16 protein-coding genes are annotated in these 17,873 nt (G+C 44.6%); 7 read left to right on the forward strand and 9 right to left on the reverse strand.

The annotated features are described in order from the left end of the window. Nucleotides 1–1,062: helicase-related protein (locus AC3A14_RS04585; RefSeq protein WP_487778918.1), on the forward strand; the 1,062-nt coding region annotated here is incomplete at its 5' end. A gap of 256 nt (nt 1,063–1,318) precedes the next feature. Here the strand turns inward: AC3A14_RS04585 and AC3A14_RS04590 are convergent. Together AC3A14_RS04590 and AC3A14_RS04595 are read right to left on the reverse strand one after the other, a co-directional pair. Continuing rightward, entirely contained in the window at nt 1,319–1,582 is a 264-nt protein-coding gene (locus AC3A14_RS04590) for a hypothetical protein (RefSeq protein ID WP_318701326.1), read from the reverse strand. Nucleotides 1,583–1,621: 39 nt separating this feature from the next. After that, complete coding sequence (locus AC3A14_RS04595) at nt 1,622–2,980, reverse strand: DNA phosphorothioation system restriction enzyme (protein ID WP_318701325.1); 1,359 nt, start codon at nt 2,978–2,980, stop codon at nt 1,622–1,624. Between the two features lie 270 nt (nt 2,981–3,250). Here AC3A14_RS04595 and adhE point away from each other — a divergent pair, with 270 nt between their 5' ends. Beyond that, complete coding sequence (adhE, locus tag AC3A14_RS04600; RefSeq protein ID WP_318701324.1) at nt 3,251–5,923, forward strand: bifunctional acetaldehyde-CoA/alcohol dehydrogenase; 2,673 nt, start codon at nt 3,251–3,253, stop codon at nt 5,921–5,923. A gap of 132 nt (nt 5,924–6,055) precedes the next feature. Here the strand turns inward: adhE and AC3A14_RS04605 are convergent, their stop codons facing one another. Together AC3A14_RS04605 and AC3A14_RS04610 are read right to left on the reverse strand one after the other, a co-directional pair. Beyond that, nucleotides 6,056–6,703 (reverse strand): Uma2 family endonuclease, encoded by a 648-nt coding sequence (locus AC3A14_RS04605; protein WP_318734194.1) that lies wholly within the window; start codon nt 6,701–6,703, stop codon nt 6,056–6,058. A gap of 18 nt (nt 6,704–6,721) precedes the next feature. Further along, nucleotides 6,722–9,253 carry a GAF domain-containing protein gene (locus AC3A14_RS04610; RefSeq protein ID WP_318701322.1) on the reverse strand — a complete coding sequence of 844 codons (2,532 nt, stop codon included), beginning with the start codon at nt 9,251–9,253 and terminating at the stop codon, nt 6,722–6,724. 215 nt (nt 9,254–9,468) lie between these two features. Between AC3A14_RS04610 and AC3A14_RS04615 the strand changes: the two genes are divergently transcribed. Next, nucleotides 9,469–11,541: an AAA family ATPase gene (locus AC3A14_RS04615; protein WP_318734195.1), complete on the forward strand. Its 2,073-nt coding sequence runs from the start codon at nt 9,469–9,471 to the stop codon at nt 11,539–11,541. 72 nt (nt 11,542–11,613) lie between these two features. Here the strand turns inward: AC3A14_RS04615 and AC3A14_RS04620 are convergent, their stop codons facing one another. From AC3A14_RS04620 to AC3A14_RS04630, 3 genes are all read right to left on the reverse strand, one after another. Further along, nucleotides 11,614–11,832, reverse strand: coding sequence for a type II toxin-antitoxin system HicB family antitoxin (locus AC3A14_RS04620; protein WP_271939013.1), 219 nt, complete (start codon nt 11,830–11,832; stop codon nt 11,614–11,616). Beyond that, a complete protein-coding gene (locus tag AC3A14_RS04625; protein ID WP_271939012.1) occupies nt 11,829–12,050 on the reverse strand; it encodes a type II toxin-antitoxin system HicA family toxin in 222 nt (73 codons plus the stop codon). The genes AC3A14_RS04620 and AC3A14_RS04625 overlap by 4 nt, the downstream gene beginning before the upstream one ends. A 68-nt stretch (nt 12,051–12,118) precedes the next feature. After that, nucleotides 12,119–13,276 (reverse strand): cysteine desulfurase family protein, encoded by a 1,158-nt coding sequence (locus AC3A14_RS04630; protein WP_318734197.1) that lies wholly within the window; start codon nt 13,274–13,276, stop codon nt 12,119–12,121. Nucleotides 13,277–13,343: 67 nt separating this feature from the next. On the opposite strand from AC3A14_RS04630, the gene AC3A14_RS04635 reads away from it, so the two are divergent. Beyond that, nucleotides 13,344–13,727 (forward strand): hypothetical protein, encoded by a 384-nt coding sequence (locus AC3A14_RS04635; RefSeq protein WP_318734199.1) that lies wholly within the window; start codon nt 13,344–13,346, stop codon nt 13,725–13,727. 54 nt (nt 13,728–13,781) lie between these two features. On the opposite strand, the gene AC3A14_RS04640 is transcribed toward AC3A14_RS04635, so the two are convergent. Together AC3A14_RS04640 and pdxA are read right to left on the reverse strand one after the other, a co-directional pair. Further along, a complete protein-coding gene (locus AC3A14_RS04640) occupies nt 13,782–14,003 on the reverse strand; it encodes a DUF4327 family protein (protein ID WP_271939006.1) in 222 nt (73 codons plus the stop codon). Between the two features lie 176 nt (nt 14,004–14,179). Continuing rightward, a complete protein-coding gene (gene pdxA / locus AC3A14_RS04645; RefSeq protein WP_413039248.1) occupies nt 14,180–15,214 on the reverse strand; it encodes a 4-hydroxythreonine-4-phosphate dehydrogenase PdxA in 1,035 nt (344 codons plus the stop codon). Nucleotides 15,215–15,364: 150 nt separating this feature from the next. Between pdxA and petM the strand changes: the two genes are divergently transcribed. The 3 genes from petM to AC3A14_RS04660 all read left to right on the forward strand — a co-directional run bounded on the left by petM (nt 15,365) and on the right by AC3A14_RS04660 (nt 17,726). Continuing rightward, nucleotides 15,365–15,472, forward strand: coding sequence for a cytochrome b6-f complex subunit PetM (gene petM, locus AC3A14_RS04650; protein ID WP_271939003.1), 108 nt, complete (start codon nt 15,365–15,367; stop codon nt 15,470–15,472). A gap of 219 nt (nt 15,473–15,691) precedes the next feature. Beyond that, nucleotides 15,692–16,678 carry an SDR family oxidoreductase gene (locus AC3A14_RS04655; RefSeq protein WP_318701317.1) on the forward strand — a complete coding sequence of 329 codons (987 nt, stop codon included), beginning with the start codon at nt 15,692–15,694 and terminating at the stop codon, nt 16,676–16,678. A gap of 91 nt (nt 16,679–16,769) precedes the next feature. Continuing rightward, nucleotides 16,770–17,726: an NAD(+) kinase gene (locus tag AC3A14_RS04660; protein WP_318734205.1), complete on the forward strand. Its 957-nt coding sequence runs from the start codon at nt 16,770–16,772 to the stop codon at nt 17,724–17,726. Nucleotides 17,727–17,873: the final 147 nt, after the last annotated feature.

The following is a 17,873-nucleotide window of genomic DNA, read 5'->3' on the forward strand; positions in this document are numbered from 1 at the left end:
TGGGATCGACTGTGTTTACCCAAACTTAAGATTAATGGACTCATTTTAGATGAAGCCCATTGTTTAGTTCAGTGGGGGGAAATCTTTCGCCCCGCTTATCGCCGGTTGGGGGCAGTTCGTTCAGCTTTATTAAAGCATAAATCCAGGGGCACAAAATTGGCGATCGCCGCCTTTACCGCGACTGCCGATCCTAACACTCAATTCATCCTCAAAGAAGTCTTAGATCTCCAAAATCCACAAACCTTTCTCCTCAATCCCTATCGGGAAAATCTCCATTTAAGCGTTAAAATTGCATGGTCACCTAGGGGACGCAAAAACCAAATTTTACAGGTTCTCAAACGAGCAAATGGGCAAAGTGGTTTAATCTATGTTCGCACCCGCAAAGATAGTGAAATGCTCTCTCAATGGCTCCAGCAGCATCAGCTCGCTACGGCTGCTTATCACGCAGGTTTAAGTCCAGAGCAGCGACGAACGATTGAAAATCAATGGTTTGAAGAACAAGTGCAAGCGGTTGTCTGTACCTCTGCTTTTGGGATGGGGATTAATAAACCCAATGTGCGCTGGGTAATACACTACCATCCGCCCCTACTTTTATCTGAATATATGCAGGAAGTCGGCAGAGCGGGACGAGATGGACAACCGGCACGAGCGATTACTTTAATCAGCGAACCTACGGGATGGCTCGATCCTGGGGATAAGCAACGGCAAGATTATTTTATCGGACAACAGCGATCGCTCCAACAACTCGCCCAAAACCTCACCCATTCCCTACCCCCTCAAGGCGATGTACGGCAGCTCAGTCAATCCCATCACCAAGCACCTCTGGCTTTATCCGTCCTCCATAGTCAGGGAAAGCTCCAATGGCACAGTCCATTTCACTATCAAATCCTGTCGAGTTCCTCATCGAGTGCCTTAGACAATAACCAAGCGATACGAAAGATGGAACGTTATTTAATGACTTGTAGCTGTCGCTGGAAATTCCTGTTAGAAGCCTTTGGATTTAAGCAGGTAGAGAATTATCAGTGTTTGCATTGCGATCGCTGCCAGTTTATGGGGAGATAGGGTAGTAAGCTTTGGAGAATCGTCTTTCTATGGGCGATCTCTGCGATCGTTACTAATACTATAATTCTTGCTACAAATGCGTACTGTAGAGACAAGGCACACCTTATCTCTACCCTGATTGTGATGTCTAGCATCAATAAAAGGAACTCGTTAAGTGAGGACAGCTAAAAGCTCCACCCAGTCTGTTGTTTACTCCCCCTATCCCCCCATTACAGCACGAAGCGCTATAGACTGATAGCACAGTCGTCTGTGAGTCCTAAGCATCTCTTACTTCTTCCTTAATAATCTTGAGAATATCATCATTAATATTACGAGGACTAGAAAAATGCAACTTATCCTTTTCCACTTGCAGTACCCGTTTTACAACCTTTTGCACTTCTGGCGAAGCTTGCTTAAGCGGTTCTAAAACTGAATCATGAGTTGAATTTGAGCGAGTAGAAGTCGTTTTATATCCCGATTTCTTCGCTGAAAAAATCCGGGAAATCCGTCCTATAAAACCATCAGAATAATGAACACTCATAAGCACTCAACCGAAAACCCTTCTTTATTGTACCCAATCTTACAAATCTAGAAGTCCGTATTCTTTCTGAAGTCCTAAGAATTGCCCGCGAGCTTCCCCCGCATTATCAGCTAAATCGGCAAATTCTACAAACCTCTGTAGCTCTTTCCTCAACAGGTTGCGCTCCACATCCCAAGTTTGTCGATCCAAAGGCGGAGGAACCACAATCAGATCAAACAATGTCGCCCGTTGCTTATGGGGATGGGGGCGTAAAATTCGCCCGCGACGTTGGATAAATTGCCGGGGGTTACGACTACTCGCGAGAATAATAGCCGTTTTAATCGCAGGAATATCCACCCCTTCATCTAAACAGCGCATGGCAATTAATCCTTGGAGTTCCCCTTGCTCAAACTGGTGACGCAGGGTTTCCCGTACAGATAAAGAGGTATTAGCCGTGTAGGTATTCACCCGATAGCCCAATTCTACCCCCAATAATCGGGTAACAGCAGCAATTTGTCGATCTGAAGAATCGCTAGTTTTGCCCTCTTGCGCTCCATCGCCACAGTAGAATAGGGTATGGCTGGTTTGCAGGCGCGGTTGCATAATTGCTCGCAGTTTATCAAGTTTATTTTCAGCATTAGCAATTAACCTAGATCGCCGAATTAATAACGCCGTTAATGTCTCATTTTCCTCTAATTTCTCCCCCGCAGCCAAAGCCCAACCAATACGCGTGGTTAATTTGGCATATTTATAAGCTTCACTTTCCGTTAAATGCACCAAAACCGGATAATATAAATAATGTACCAATGCCCCTTGATCAATGGCATCTTTCAAGGTCAATTCTGGGGGAATTACCGGGCCAAAATAATTAAAAATCGCCTCCGTTCCCGCCTGGTCAAAAAAACGCTCTGGGGTGGCAGAAAGGGCTAACCGCAGTCCTACTCGTGCGGGTAAACTCTCTTCTAATTTGGCTGTCCCCAGATTATGGGCTTCATCTCCCACAATTAACGTCTTTGAAGGAAAATACGCCAACTGGGACTGAAATCCATCCCCCAGTAACGTCGAGTTGGTCGTAATCACACAGAGAAAGACTTGCCTCTGGACTTGCACATTATAAAGTTGAGTCGATAACTCGTGTTGCCAATGGCGTACACTTTCAAAAGCTAAAATCGGCAACATCCCAAAACGTTCGCATTCTCGCCCCCATTGAGCCACTAAATGACGGTAAGGACAAACCACAATTAGGGCTTGTAAGCCAATACATTGATACAGTTGAACAGCAATAGCTAAAGCGGTAATTGTTTTGCCACTACCCGTTGCCATTTTCAGTGTTCCCCGTCCTTGATGGGCAAACCAATTTGTCACTGCTTTTTGTTGATAAGGGCGCAGTTGAATTGAATCTGGAATACAGGGAAACATCGTCTAGTATAGGGCTTCTCGCTTAGCAAAAAGTAAAAGGCAAAAGCAGCAGTTTTTTCGGTGATGGAATACAGTCAAATTATCAAGACGCATGTTCTACAACCTATTATTTATTATCTATTATCTATAAATTAAAGTAATATCGAGAAAAAGCCCATAAAACTTAAGACTTTCTAAAGATATCCCCCAAAATCCAAGATGATCCGGTGTTAATATACAGTAACCCTCTTACGGGAAATTTTCATTGCAGTATTGAACGAGAGAACGAGTATGGTCACTCAAACTAAGATTACTAACCTGGAAGAACTAGAAGCCCTAATTACCCGCGTGAAAACCGCCCAAGTGCAATATGCCACCTATAGCCAAGAGCAGGTGAATCACATTTTTAAGAAAGCGGCTTTAGCCGCTAATGCAGCTCGGATTCCCTTAGCAAAAATGGCCGTAGAAGAAACGGGAATGGGAGTAGCCGAAGATAAGGTGATTAAAAATCATTTTGCTTCAGAGTTTATTTACAATAAGTATAAGAATGAGGAGACTTGTGGGGTAATCGAAGAAGATAAATCCTTTGGGTTTCAGAAAATAGCCGAGCCGGTGGGTATCTTAGCGGGAATTGTACCCACGACTAACCCCACATCAACGGCTGTTTTTAAGGCCCTGATTAGTTTGAAGACGCGCAATGGAATTATTTTTTCTCCCCATCCACGGGCGAAACAATGTACGATTGATGCGGCGAGAATTGTCCTAGAAGCGGCAATTGAAGCGGGTGCGCCAGAGGATATTATTGGCTGGATTGATGAGCCGACGGTTCCCTTATCCCAGGCTTTGATGCAACATCCTGATATTAAGCTAATTTTGGCAACCGGTGGGCCGGGAATGGTGAAAGCTGCTTATTCTTCAGGTAATCCGTCTTTGGGTGTGGGGGCTGGCAATACGCCAGCTCTGATTGATGCTTCCGCTCATATCAAAATGGCGGTTTCTTCGATTATTTTGAGTAAGACGTTTGATAATGGCATGATTTGTGCCAGCGAACAATCGGTGATTGTTGAAGATGAAGTTTATGATGAAGTGCGACAAGAGTTTATTGCTCGGGGCGCTTATTTTGTTACTCCAGAAGAACGGGAGAAATTAGCCAGTAAGGTGTTGGTAAATGGTCGATTGAATGGGGAAATTGTCGGTCAACCGGTGCAGAAATTGGCGGAAATGGCTGGTTTTTCAGTTCCGGAACAAACGCGGGTAATTTTAGCAGAAGTGGATAAAATTGGCCCAGAGGAACCGTTTTCCTATGAAAAATTATCTCCCATTTTAGCAATGTATCGGGCGACCGATTTTGAGGATGCGGTGGATAAAGCTCGTGGTTTGGTGGCATTTGCTGGTCGAGGTCATACGGCTGCATTGTATACAGCGACCTCGAATATGGAGCATATTAAGCGGTTTGAAGACCGGGTGGAAGCGGCGAGAGTATTGATTAATACGCCATCTTCCCAAGGGGCGATCGGAGATATTTACAATTTCCGGCTCGATCCATCTTTGACCCTGGGATGTGGAACTTGGGGCGGAAATTCGATTAGTGAGAACGTGGAACCCAAGCACCTATTGAATATTAAGACGGTGGCAGAGCGTCGGGAAAATATGCTCTGGTTCCGGATTCCGCCCAAAGTGTACTTTAAGTATGGTGCATTGCCAGTGGCGATTCGGGAGTTAGCGGGCAAAGAACGGGCATTTATTGTTACTGATAAGCCCTTATATGATTTGGGGATGACCAATTCTCTGGAGGAGGCGCTGGAAGAGATTGGTCTAAAGTACGATGTGTTCTATGATGTGGAACCCGATCCGTCTTTGGATACGGTACATCGAGGTTTGACCTTGATGAAAACCTTTAATCCGGATGTGATTATTGCCATTGGGGGCGGTTCTCCCATGGATGCAGCCAAGATTATGTGGTTGTTGTATGAGCATCCAGAGATTGAGTTTGAAGGGTTGGCGATGCGGTTTATGGATATCCGCAAGCGGGTGTATGAGTTGCCACCGTTGGGTGAGAAGGCGATGCTAGTAGCAATTCCGACGACTTCTGGAACGGGTTCGGAGGTGACTCCATTTGCAGTAGTGACCGATCGCCGCAATCATATTAAGTATCCTTTGGCTGATTATGCCTTAACCCCGAATATGGCGATCGTCGATCCCGAATTGGTGCTGAATATGCCCAAGAGTCTAACCGCTTTTGGGGGCATTGATGCCTTAACTCATGCGATCGAAGCCTATGTTTCTGTGTTAGCGTCCGAATATACTAACGGATTAGCCTTAGAAGCGATTCGCCTCATCTTCAAATATCTACCAGATGCATACGAAAAAGGAGCCAATGCACCCAAAGCACGGGAAAAAATGCATTATGCTTCCACCATGGCTGGAATGGCCTTTGCCAATGGATTTTTGGGAATTTGCCACTCGATTGCCCACCAATTAGGAGGAACGTTCCAGATTCCCCATGGGTTAGCCAATGCCCTAATGATTTCCCACGTCATTCGGTACAATGCTACCGATGCGCCCTTTAAGCAAGCAACCTTTTCTCAGTATAAATATCCCAATGCTCGCTGGCGCTATTCTCGGATTGCTGATTATCTCAACTTAGGAGGAGAAACCGAAGACGAGAAGGTTTCCCTGTTAATTCAAGCCGTGGAAGATCTCAAGCGCAAGGTGCAAATCCCCTCTAGTATTAAGGAATTCATTAAAGAGGATGAAGCCGCATTTTTTGCCCAATTAGATCAGGTTGCAGATCAGGCTTTTGATGACCAATGTACGGGGGCAAATCCCCGTTATCCTTTGATTACAGACTTAAAGCAACTGTTAATTGATGCCTATCACGGGAATTTGGATCTAAGCGTGAATGGCTCTAATGGCAAAGCTTTAGTTGCACCTGTAGAGCATTTAACAGAAGTTACCCATTAAATCTGAACTAGGGTGAGGGTTTACTCATTAAATCCTCTCAATCATGAGACCTGATTGTAGGGGCGAACGGCCGTTCGCCCCTATTTCATCAAGAAATAATTGAATAGAATTAAAGCTACACCTAATCTTAAATTACACCATATTCGTGGAAATCCGATCCTGTAACCATTGCCGAAACTCACGCAGAAGAGCATTTTCTCCCATTTCACAGCGTCGCTTTAGAAAATCCAGTATGATCTGCTTCGATAAAATTGGCAAAATCTGAGAACCATCCTGCACTTGATACTCCCCATCCTGGAGACCATAAATCAATAAATCCTCGCTATCAAAGCGCCACACCTCAGTTACACCCAGCGCCTTATAAATATCTAACCGATGTAAAGAACTGCTGGTAATATCTACTTCAATTGCGAGGTCAGGAACTGGATCGAGGGTAAAATCAAAGGACATTTTACCCCGTACCAGAGCCTCATTTTGAATATAAAAACACTCATCTGGCTCAATCCCCTTTTGTAAATCCCCACGGCTTAATGTAGTAGAACCCAGACTAGCAACTTCTAAACCCAAAACTTCCGTTGTTATGCAGACCAAACGCCCTAAAAAGCCCTTACTGATCTCATGTTCCGGTAAAGGAGTCATGATTTCTAATACCCCCCGATCAAATGCTAACTTTTTATTGGAAGATTCTGCTAAATCGACCAATAAAGCCTGATAAGTTTCCCACCGTACTCCATGAAGTTGTGTAACACGTTCTGGCTTGACTAATGTTTGAGTTGCCATACCCATTGTTAATTGATATTACTTTGTCGTCATCGTGTGTACCCCATCCCAGGAATCTGGGGGAGGATTGTGTAAATAAACCTGAGAGCGTTCTACGTGAATTGTAATCGCTTTATCCATGGGATCGAGCGTTTGTGCTTGCTCAAAATACTGAATGGCTTGGCTAAAGTCCCGATGAATATATGCAGAGCGTCCTAAATGGTATAACTCCAGTGCGTCTTGCTGCTGGGAGTCTAGAGCCACTTCTTTATCGCCAATCACTTGATAAATACTGACGGCTTCATTTTTACCTTTGACTCGAATTTTATCAAGTTCTCTAACCCACAGGCGATCGCCGCACAACTTATAAGTATTCTCGCTAATAATAATATCACAGCCATATTCCTTCGTCACCCCTTCGAGGCGAGCGCTCAAATTCACCCCATCCCCAATCACGGTATAATCCATACGCTTGCGAGAGCCAATATTTCCCGATACCACTTCTCCGGAACTAATGCCAATCCCAATACGAATATGGGGCTGATTGTCCATAAAGCTACTATCATTAAAAATCTGTAATCTTCGGCGCATATCTAAAGCCGATTTCACCGCCATCCAGGGATGATTAGGTAAGGGAAGAGGTGCGCCAAAAACTGCCATCAAAGCATCCCCAATAAACTTATCTAAGGTTCCTTTACAATTAAACACCGCCTCAACCATGGTTTCAAAATACTGATTGAGTAACGTTACCACTTCCTGAGCGCCTAAATTTTCCGTCAGTGTTGTATAGCCACGAATATCCGAAAACAGAATAGTCACATCTTTTCGCTCTCCAATCATCAGAGAATCATTATCCAATGCCATAACTTGATCGACCACATCCGGATTCATATAGCGATACATTGTGGTCTTCATGCGTTTTTCTTGACTAATATCTTCTAACACCACTAATCCACCTCTGACTTCACCGCTCGGATTGGTCAGAGGATTAACCGTTAAATTAATACTGCGATCCACTGCTCCTACATCTTTAGCAGAGATTTTGACTTCATTGGGATCGTTCCAAGGAATAAACCAATCTGGGTCGGTTGGGTCTTTAATCGCTAACTTAAAACATCTTTTATCCCCATGAAGAGGATAAATTCCAACTTTTAAATCCTGCTCAGGAATATATTGCTTAGTACCATTTTTTAGACTATCTTCTATTCGCATCTTTAAATTTTCAATCGGGACAACCTCCCAAACCTTACGTCCAATTAACTTAGACTCCCAGACCTGAATTTGAGTTTTCGTTTCTTCTGAATTCCAATAACATCCCAACAATTCTAGCGCGGCTTCATTAAGGGTAACAATTTGACCCTGCATATCTGTAGAAACAACGGCATCCGATAAACTTTCTAAAATATCTTTTTGATATTGTTTTTCTAACAAAACACTTTCAAACAATTGGGCATTCTCTAGAGCCATCCCTGCCTGAATATTAAAGGCTTGCATAAACTCTTCATCAGAACCGGTAAAGCTCCCTTGTTCTTTATTAATTAGTTGGGTTACACCAATGAGTTTTTTAGATGAATTAAACACCGGCATACATAAAATATTGCGCGTATGATAACCCGATCGCCGATCTGTACTTGGATCGAATCTGGGGTCTTCATAGGCATTCGGAATATTCAGTAATTCTCCAGTGGAAGCCACATAACCAGCAATCCCTTTATTCGTAGGAATACGGATTTCTAATGGAGTTTTGCCATCAGCCTTAGCAATTTTTGTCCAAAGTTCTTGGTTTTCTTTACTGAGTAAAAATAATGTACTGCGGTCAGCCTTCATCAAATCTCGCGCTTGTGCCATCACGGAGTTTAAGGTCAATTCCACATCTAAGCTCTGACCGAGGGTTTGGGTTGCTTTTAAGAGGGCTTCAGCTCCCCGTTGATTGCGAGCAGCCATATAAAAAGATTGACAAGTCTCTAAGATGATGCCAATGGATTCAGAAAAATCTTTAAATGTTTCTTGGTCCTCAGCCGAAAAGGGTAATCCCCCAGCTTTATTGGATAATTGTACCACTGCCACAACTTGCCCTTTACTGCTAACAATGGGCATACAGAGCAGGCTTTTAGTTTGATAATTGGTTTGTTTATCGAGTTCGGGTTGAAAGAGGGGATGAGTCGGGGCATCTTCAACATTTAAGCATTCTCCAGTGATGGCCACATGACCAGCCATACCCACATGAAGAGGAAAGCGAATTTCAATCGGCTTTTCGGCATCCGGTTGATTGATTTTTGACCATAACTGCCCCTTATCCTCATTCACCAAGAAAATTAGGGTGCGATCGGCTTCCAAAATTTGCCCAATTTTGAGGGTGAGGGCATCTAATATCTGTTCCAACATGGCTTCTAGAGCTTCATTGTTGATTAGCTCGATCGCCCTTAAAAACTGCTGAAATTCAGCCGTGATAAAATCGAGTAAACAAATAAACTCTTTAACCGGGAGGTCTTTCACCCTCGCGGTTAAGGCCCCCATCATGTTCACTTGGGCAAGAGTCGCCAGAACGCTGCCAGTGTTGGGTAAGGTCATAGGAATGCCAAGCTACAAGATCTCATTTCTTATTGTATGTTAACTAGATTTAGGGAATAGGGAATAGGGAATGGGAAATTATACCACCGATCGCATTAGATCGGGGACTGAGTCCCTTGAATGTTATTCTTCTTACAGCCCTCCCCACTGTTATGTAGTATAATATCTAATTATCTCTGACGATATACCACAAGATCCTTACCCATTACCCCTTAATGAAATTATTATCGATAAAACTGTGTAACTTCCGGCAATTTTATGGACAAACACCAGAAGTTAAGTTTGCCAGTGGCAATCAGAATATCACGATTATCCACGGGAATAATGGATCGGGGAAAACGACGCTGTTAAATGCATTTACTTGGGTCTTATATGAACGGTTTACGGCGGCGTTTGCAGCGCCTCAACAGTTGGTGAACAAACGCGCCCTCTCGGAAGCACAGGAGGGGAAAGCTGTTAAATGTTTTGTAGAATTGCAGTTTGAACACGATTACCAACGCTATCGAGTCGAGCGGCTTTATCGAGCTTACAATCGAGGCACAACGGTAGAATGTGGTCAAACTGAGTGTTCGATGTGGATATCAGGAGATGATGGACGATGGCGGTTAACAGATTATCCGATAGATGAGGTAATTGGACGAATTTTACCGAGAAGTTTACATCAATATTTCTTTTTTGATGGGGAACGGATTGAGTCTTGGGGACGAGAGGAAAAAAAGGGAGAAATTGCGGAAGCAACTAAGGAGTTGTTAGGGATCGAAGTGTTCGATCGCGCCCTTCGACATTTGAAGGAATCTCAGAAAAGTTTGGAAGGGGAATTAGAGAGGATTGGCGATCCACAAACGAAACAGTTTTTAAGAGAAAAAGAGGATTGGGAAAAACAACGACAAACAATTAGCGATCGCCAAGCAGAAATTACCCAGGAATTGAACTCCCATGCTCATATTAAAGAGGAGTTAAATAATGAACTCCGAAACCTCAGTGGAGCAGAAGAACTACAAAAGCGCCGCGCAGATTTAGAAAAACAGCAACAAGAGTTAAGGGAGAGGTTAAAGCAGTTTAAGTCAGAGTTAAAGCATACTATTTCGAGTCAGGCCTATACGGTTTTTTTACCTTCAGCAATTGAACAATTTAGAGCTTTAATGGAGCAGTTACGTCACCGAGGAGAGTTGCCTAGGGGAATTAAACAGCAGTTTGTCCAAGATCTGCTGGCACAACACCAATGTATTTGTGGAACCCATTTGGCTGAAGGGAGTCATGCTTATACCTTAGTCGCGCAGTGGATGAATAAGGCAGGAGTAGGGGATGTCGAGGAAAATGCCTTAAAGTTGTTGGGAGAGGTTTCAGAGCTGGAAAATAAGGCTGAGTCATTTTGGAAGACGCTCAACACGTTACGCGACGAAATGGATCAAAAACGTCAAGATTTGTCGGCAATTGAGACTCAGTTAGATACGGTTAAATCCAAGCTGAGAAGTTATCCAGATTTGGATATTCAAAGTTTGCAAAAGCGTTTAGATCAAACTGAATCACGGATGAGTGAGTTGGAGCGGGAAACGGGAGCCAATGAGCAGAAAATCAAACTATTAGATGCCGATATAGCCCAAAAAGAGAAGCAAATTGCTAAACATCAATCGAATGAGAAAAAACAGCAATTGGCGCAAAAGCGGATTCAGGTAGCCGTGGAAGCGATTAACTGTATTGCAGAAATGAAATATCGCTTAGATACGGAGTTTCGACTAGAGTTAGAAGGGCGAGTTCAGGATGTTTTTCAGCAGATTTCGTTTACCCCCTATTCTCCCCAACTGAGTGAAAAGTATGAGTTAAGCTTGATCGATAAAACCACGTTATTTGAACATCCTGTAGCCGCGTCCACGGGAGAAAATCAGATTTTGAGTTTATCTTTTATTGGCGCAATTATGGATCGGGTGAGGCAATGGAGCCAAGAGCATATGCATCTGGGGCCAGATAGTAGTACATTTCCGATGGTGATGGATTCTCCCTTTGGCAGTTTAGATGAAGTGTATCGTCGTCAAGTGGCGAAAGCGCTGCCTCAACTGGCTTCTCAGCTTGTGGTATTGGTGACGAAAACCCAGTGGAGAGGGGAAGTGGAGGAGGAAATGGGCGATCGCATTCAACAAGAGTATGTTTTAGTCTACCATTCCCCTAAACCGGATTGTGAAGCCGATGCCCTCTCTCGATTGGGTCAACACTATCCCCTGGTAAAACCCAGTGATAATGAATTCGAGTATACAGAGATTGTAGCGCTTGGCGCTGGTAATGATGGGTAATGGTTAGGAAATCTTGACACCCATCGAACGCGCTATTTCACCATTGGTGTTAACTGAGCGATCTCCTGAGATTTAAGCTGCAACTGAACTTGGACTTGGAGGAGTTAAACCTTCTTCTTGGCAATACTCAAGATAACCCGCGATCGCTTCTTGAGCATTGGCGATCGCTTCTTCATAGCTATGTCCATAAGAACAAGGTTGCATGGCTAACTGAGCAAACTCTGGTAGAGTTACTAGATAGAGTTTGTCCTCTTCTGACCATTGGATGAGCAAACTATACCGGTAATTCATTCTTCTGTTTCCTCCCTTTCTATCGCTTCTAATTGTTGAATTGCTTTCTTTAAAAGTTTTTCTAGATACAATGGTGTATCTTGACCATCTCTAAAAGCAATAGTAATTAATAGTTGTAGTTGTGGATGTTTCCAGTTTTGATGGCTTCCCTTCCCACGGCGTTGCACAAATCCTAATGCAATTAACTCAGCCTTATACTCTCGGATTTTTCTCGGCATAGCATAGCTATCTTGCCTAATTTACATCATTTCACTAGATTGATTGTGCTATTGCTGAGGGTAACACTTTACAGTGCTTTGCGTAATGCAGTAACGGTGGAAATAAAGTGTTCGGCAACTCGATCGATTTCTGATTCCGTATTGAATCGACCGATGCCAAATCTCACTGAAGCATAGGCAAGTTTTTCTTCTCGACCTAATGCTAACAGGACATGGGAGGGAGCAATTTTAGCAGAGGTACACGCGGAACCCGAGGATACAGCAACGACAGGTTGTAATCCTAACAATAGAGCCGATCCGTCTACCCCTTCTACACTAATATTTAAATTACCAGATAGCCTTTGAGTCGGATGACCGTTGAGGTAAATCCCGTCTAGGGAACTTAATGCGCTCCACAGTCTTTCTCTAAGTTCGGTTAAGCGTTTGCTTTCGGTTTCTTGTTCTGCCATTCCTAGACGCACAGCTTCCGCAAAACCGACAATTTGAGGCGTATAAAGAGTTCCCGATCGCAGTCCCCGTTCATGGCCACCCCCGTGAATTTGGGCAGCAAGCTTGACTCTGGGATTACGTCGACGTACGTATAAGGCTCCAATCCCTTTAGGTCCGTAGACTTTATGGGCCGTTAAAGACAGTAAATCGATCTTCATTTCCTGGACATCCAGGGGAATTTTACCGATCGCCTGAGCTGCATCCGTATGAAAGAGAACTTGGCGATCTCGGCAAATTTGGCCGATGTCTGCTAAAGGTTGAATCACTCCAATCTCATTATTCGCCGCCATCACCGACACCAAAAGGGTATCCTCGCGAATAGCTGATCGTAATTCCTCTAGATTGATTAACCCTTGCTCGTTAACTCCCAGATAGGTAACTTCAAAGCCCAAAGCTTTTAAATACTCACAGGGATCTAAAACAGCATTATGTTCAGTAGTAACAGTAATCAGGTGGCGACCCTTGCTAAAGTACGATTCAGCAACTCCCTTGATCGCTAGATTGTTGGCTTCAGTCGCTCCACTGGTGAAGATCATCTCTTCTGGAGTGCCGCCAATGGCTTGAGCTAAAATCTCTCGCCCATGGCTAACGGCTGCTTCTGATTCCCATCCATAGGCGTGGGTAACACTGGCTGCATTACCAAAGAGATCGGTAAAGTAGGGCAACATCGCCTCTACTACTCGTCGATCCACGGGTGTAGTCGAATGGGAGTCCAGATAAATGGGTCGTTCAGACATATTCTTGAAGATTACAGTAGAATCAGGGCACAGATCTTGCCCATATCCTCAAGCCTAAAACAAGAATATGAATTCTGAAACCTTAGTACAACTGTTACAACAAAGCTTCCATGTGACCCTAGGAGCAACCGCTTCTTTCGCCGAAGTTCTGCAAGATGAGCAGAAACGGGAAGAAAGCTGGCGCAAACTGACCCAAGAGTTAGCGGAACTGACTCAGGAATGGTCAGAAAAGGGCAAAATCACCGAAGAAGAAGCTCGGAATTTTGTTGATAATTTGATGAAGCAAAACGGGAATTCTCCAGACACTGCTTCTGAATCTGACTTTTCTGGAATAACTGAACAACCAGAAGCACCGACAGCTTCAAATCCTCAAGTGGAACTTGAAGAACTGACTGAGCAAATTGCGACTTTACGCTCTGAGTTAGAACAGTTGCGACAAGAAGAAAGTTAGATGGACTACGAAACAGGGGATGAGTTGACCCAATCCCCTGTTCTAGTTTCTAATCTAGTCATTATCCCATTCTTCACGTCCTAAGAGGTCTCCGATCCGGTCTCTAAGCAAGAAACTACCGTTTTCTAATTCACATTCAACGTAACCCCATTCACGGGCAGGAATATATTTACAAAGAACATAAATGGGCTGCTGACGACTGATTACTCCGTTTTGTACAAGGCTGCGGGCCTCGTCTTGAATCATGCCTAAGGAGTAACGGATAGATTGAAGCATTTTCACCCTCTTGATGTTTGGAATGATTGTTTATGAGAACTTGGGAAGATAGGCAATTAATTGGATGATCGCCATCCATTGGATTTTAGCTTAAGTTCAGTATCTCTGGCTACAGAACTTTTTCCATTTTTACGCTATCTGACCCCTAATTACATTAAGATATTTTGCAAAAGTCATCAACTAATAACGCTTTTCTGGTAAACCAGTTCAGTGGCCAGTTGAATAGCAGCGGTCATGCTGGTAGCATGGGCGAGTCCTTTGCCAGCAATATCAAAGGCCGTTCCATGATCCGGTGAGGTGCGAATAAAGGGTAAACCAATGGAGGTGTTGACTGCTCGATCAAAAGCCATCATTTTCACCGGAATTAACCCTTGGTCGTGGTAAAGTGCCAGGTAAGCATCATGGGTCTGGGCAGCAAATGAGGCGTTATACCACGCTTGAGCCGGTTTAACCCATAAGGTGTCTGGGGGTACTGGTCCATCTAAAGTGAGATGGGGATAGGCTTGGCGAGACTCTTCGAGCCAGGGGATGATCCAATCCATTTCTTCAGTACCGAGTTGCCCTTGCTCACCACTATGGGGATTGAGTCCCGCGATCGCAATCCGAGGTTGACTCAGACCAAACTGGTCGCGCAAAACATTAACTAACAATTGTAGCTTCTGGTTTAGGAGAGTTGGTGTTAAGATTTCTGGAACTTTTGCCAGAGGGATGTGAGTGGTCGCTAATAAAGTAACCAATTGCCACTGGGTATGGGGCGATCTTCCCACAAATAGCATCCCAAATTGCTCTGTACTCGATTTTTCCGCTAACAGTTCCGTTTGTCCGGGATAATTATATCCAGCCGCACTCCAAGCCGATTTAGCGATCGGGCCGGTGACAATCCCTTGAAAGTGGCCACAGAGCGTTTGAGAAATAGCCTCTTGCAAATAAGCAAAACTGGCCCATCCACTGGCCCCATTTCCCTCTCCTAACTTGAGTTCCTCGGCTACCTCATCCGGCAGGGGAATATCGAGAATCGATAAATCGTCAGGATTAGCTAGGGGTTGTCCATGGGGAGTTAAACAGGCGTAGGTTTCGTGCAAAATGGACGCAGACCCGACCACCGTCATCTGAATCGGCTCCTGAAGCTGGCGATCGGCAAGTGCTTTCAAAATAACTTCCGGGCCAATTCCCATGGGATCGCCCATCGTAATCGCTAAACTGTGAGTCATAAGTTCTAGATAAATCAGTTCAATGGTGCTATTGTCCCATTCCCCATTCCCCATTCCCTGTTCTACAATCAACCTATAGGCTTACTCCTAAGTTTCTAGGCTTGAGTCTCTACCCCTTGATCGTTCACCTTAAAGGATATTACTTAAACCATGGGCGCTGAAATCTTTAATGCTGCACTGTTATCTTCCAGTTTAATCATGGTGGGCCTAGGTTTAGGCTTCCTTCTGCTGAAAATTCAGGATAGCGTCGAAGGCTAATCTGAATACGTTTAACTGAAGGTTATAGCGATTCGCTGTAACACTTCCATGCTTGGCGGGGAACCCTCCCCGCCTTCTTCGTAGCGATCCGGACTGGAGGTGGATCGCTGAGATCTGTGGCGATCGCCAGAAAAATTATGAACAAATGTCAAGATTCTTGAAGTTTTCTGATAGACTCTTATAAAAAGTTAACGTTTTGTAAATATATATCCATTATCAATGACTTTATTAATTGTTGGAGCCACAGGCACACTAGGAAGGCAGATTACCTTCCGCGCCCTAGAAGAAGGGTACTCCGTTCGCTGTTTAGTGCGGAATTATCAAAAAGCCGGATTTCTTAAAGAACGGGGAGCTGAACTTGCCCCAGGAAATTTGTGTCAACCTGAAAGTATCAAAGAAGCGCTTGAAGGAGTCACCGCTGTCATTGATGCGTCTACCTCCCGTCCGACCGACTCCCTGAGTATGAAAGAAGTAGACTGGGAAGCCAAAGTCTCCCTGATTCAAGCGGTCAAAGAAGCTGGTATTGAACGCTACATATTTTTCTCGATTCTGGATGCTGACCAATATCCCCAAGTGCCGTTAATGGCTATCAAGCACTGTACAGAACTGTTCTTGAAACAAGCAGAGCTGAACTATACCATTTTTCAATTAGCTGGCTTCATGCAGGGACTCATTCCCCAGTATGCCATTCCCATCCTTGACCAACAGGGCGTTTGGGTGATGGGAAAATCTTCACCAGTGGCCTATATGGATACCCAGGATATCGCTCAATTCGCCGTGCGGGCCTTGAGTGTACCAGAAACTGAAGGGCGAACATTTCCCCTTGTCGGGCCAAAAGCGTGGAGTGGAGATGAAATCATTGCCTTATGCGAAAGACTCTCTGGACGACAAGCTAGGGTTTCGCGAATGCCGATCGCCTTATTGCGAGGGGTTCGTCGAATCGCTCAATTTTTCCAATGGACATGGAATATTAGCGATCGCCTTGCCTTTGCAGAAGTTCAAGCCAGTGGGAAGCCTCTAAGCGCCCCTATGGATGAAGTCTATACTGTATTTGGCCTTGACCCCAAAGACATCACCACCTTAGACTCCTATATGCAGGAATACTTTAGCCGTATTCTCAAGAAACTCAAAGAAGTCGAATACGAGCGCGAGAAAATGAAGCAAAAAAGCAAAAAACGGAGAAGTCCGTTTAAATCTCGTTCCTAGAAAACAATAGATTAGCGATCGAGATTCAACCCCTTTGAAGTACAATCCTTAGACAAATCATTTAGAAAACCTTCTCAATACTGGTATTAGCGTGCCCGAAGCTGGGATTATTTACAACGACATTAAACCAACTGCCTGTCGAGTCGCAGAAGAACTAGAACAACAACTGATCCAACGGGGATGGACAGTGAAACTGGCGACAGGTGCAGGGGGAATATTGGGATACTCCCATCCCGATCGTCCCACATGCCATACTCCCATCGATCATCTGGTTCCCCCAAACTTTACTTCACAGATGAAAATTGCGATCGTCCTTGGCGGCGATGGCACGGTGCTTTCGGCAGCTCGACAAGTGGCCCCTTGCGGTATCCCCATGTTAACGGTGAATACGGGTCACATGGGATTTCTGACGGAAACCTATATTAATCATCTCTCAGAAGCCCTCGATCGGGTGGAGAACGACAATTACACCATCGAAAACCGCATCATGTTAACAGTGCGCGTTTATAGCGATCGCGCTCAGAATACTCCTAAAACTCAAGACAACACGAAACGTCCGAGTATATGGGAAGCGCTGTGTTTAAACGAAATGGTACTGCACCGAGAACCCCTCACCAGTATGTGCCATTTTGAAATTCAAATCGGTCACCATGCCCCAGTTGATATGGCTGCTGATGGAGTCATTGTATCCACACCGACCGGTTCAACCGCCTATTCCCTGAGTGCGGGAGGAGCAGTCGTCACGCCTGGAGTTCCGGTCCTGCAACTGATGCCCATTTGTCCCCATTCCTTAGCCTCACGCGCTCTGGTTTTTAATGACAGTGACCCGGTAACGATTTATCCCGTGTATCCCAATCAATTAGTAATGGTGGTTGATGGCAATGGGGGCTGTTATGTCTCTCCTGAAGATGAAGTAGTCATTGAAAAGTCACCCTATTTGGCTCGGTTTATTCGCCTACAGACCCCGGAATTCTTCCGTATTCTGCGGGAAAAATTGGGCTGGGGATTGCCCCATATCGCTAAACCGACCTCAGTAGAGTTGCCTTAATGGTGGCGATCGCCTATAACTGAGATCGATGCTCAAACCACTGAGGTGACTAGCTCAACGGCAGAGCCGGAGACTCTTAATCTCTTGGTTCAGGGTTCGATTCCCCCTACCCGCTTTTTCTTATAGGCTTATGCGTAAAGGAGCTCC

Source organism: Roseofilum sp., from assembly GCF_982964205.1.

Coding starts and splice junctions, on each gene's coding strand:
- AC3A14_RS04590 (WP_318701326.1), bottom strand. CDS start 1,582: ATGAGTGTTCATTATTCTGATGGTTTTATAGGACGGATTTCCCGGATT.
- AC3A14_RS04595 (WP_318701325.1), bottom strand. CDS start 2,980: ATGTTTCCCTGTATTCCAGATTCAATTCAACTGCGCCCTTATCAACAA.
- adhE (WP_318701324.1), top strand. CDS start 3,251: ATGGTCACTCAAACTAAGATTACTAACCTGGAAGAACTAGAAGCCCTA.
- AC3A14_RS04605 (WP_318734194.1), bottom strand. CDS start 6,703: ATGGCAACTCAAACATTAGTCAAGCCAGAACGTGTTACACAACTTCAT.
- AC3A14_RS04610 (WP_318701322.1), bottom strand. CDS start 9,253: ATGACCTTACCCAACACTGGCAGCGTTCTGGCGACTCTTGCCCAAGTG.
- AC3A14_RS04615 (WP_318734195.1), top strand. CDS start 9,469: ATGAAATTATTATCGATAAAACTGTGTAACTTCCGGCAATTTTATGGA.
- AC3A14_RS04620 (WP_271939013.1), bottom strand. CDS start 11,832: ATGAATTACCGGTATAGTTTGCTCATCCAATGGTCAGAAGAGGACAAA.
- AC3A14_RS04625 (WP_271939012.1), bottom strand. CDS start 12,050: ATGCCGAGAAAAATCCGAGAGTATAAGGCTGAGTTAATTGCATTAGGA.
- AC3A14_RS04630 (WP_318734197.1), bottom strand. CDS start 13,276: ATGTCTGAACGACCCATTTATCTGGACTCCCATTCGACTACACCCGTG.
- AC3A14_RS04635 (WP_318734199.1), top strand. CDS start 13,344: ATGAATTCTGAAACCTTAGTACAACTGTTACAACAAAGCTTCCATGTG.
- AC3A14_RS04640 (WP_271939006.1), bottom strand. CDS start 14,003: ATGCTTCAATCTATCCGTTACTCCTTAGGCATGATTCAAGACGAGGCC.
- pdxA (WP_413039248.1), bottom strand. CDS start 15,214: ATGACTCACAGTTTAGCGATTACGATGGGCGATCCCATGGGAATTGGC.
- petM (WP_271939003.1), top strand. CDS start 15,365: ATGGGCGCTGAAATCTTTAATGCTGCACTGTTATCTTCCAGTTTAATC.
- AC3A14_RS04655 (WP_318701317.1), top strand. CDS start 15,692: ATGACTTTATTAATTGTTGGAGCCACAGGCACACTAGGAAGGCAGATT.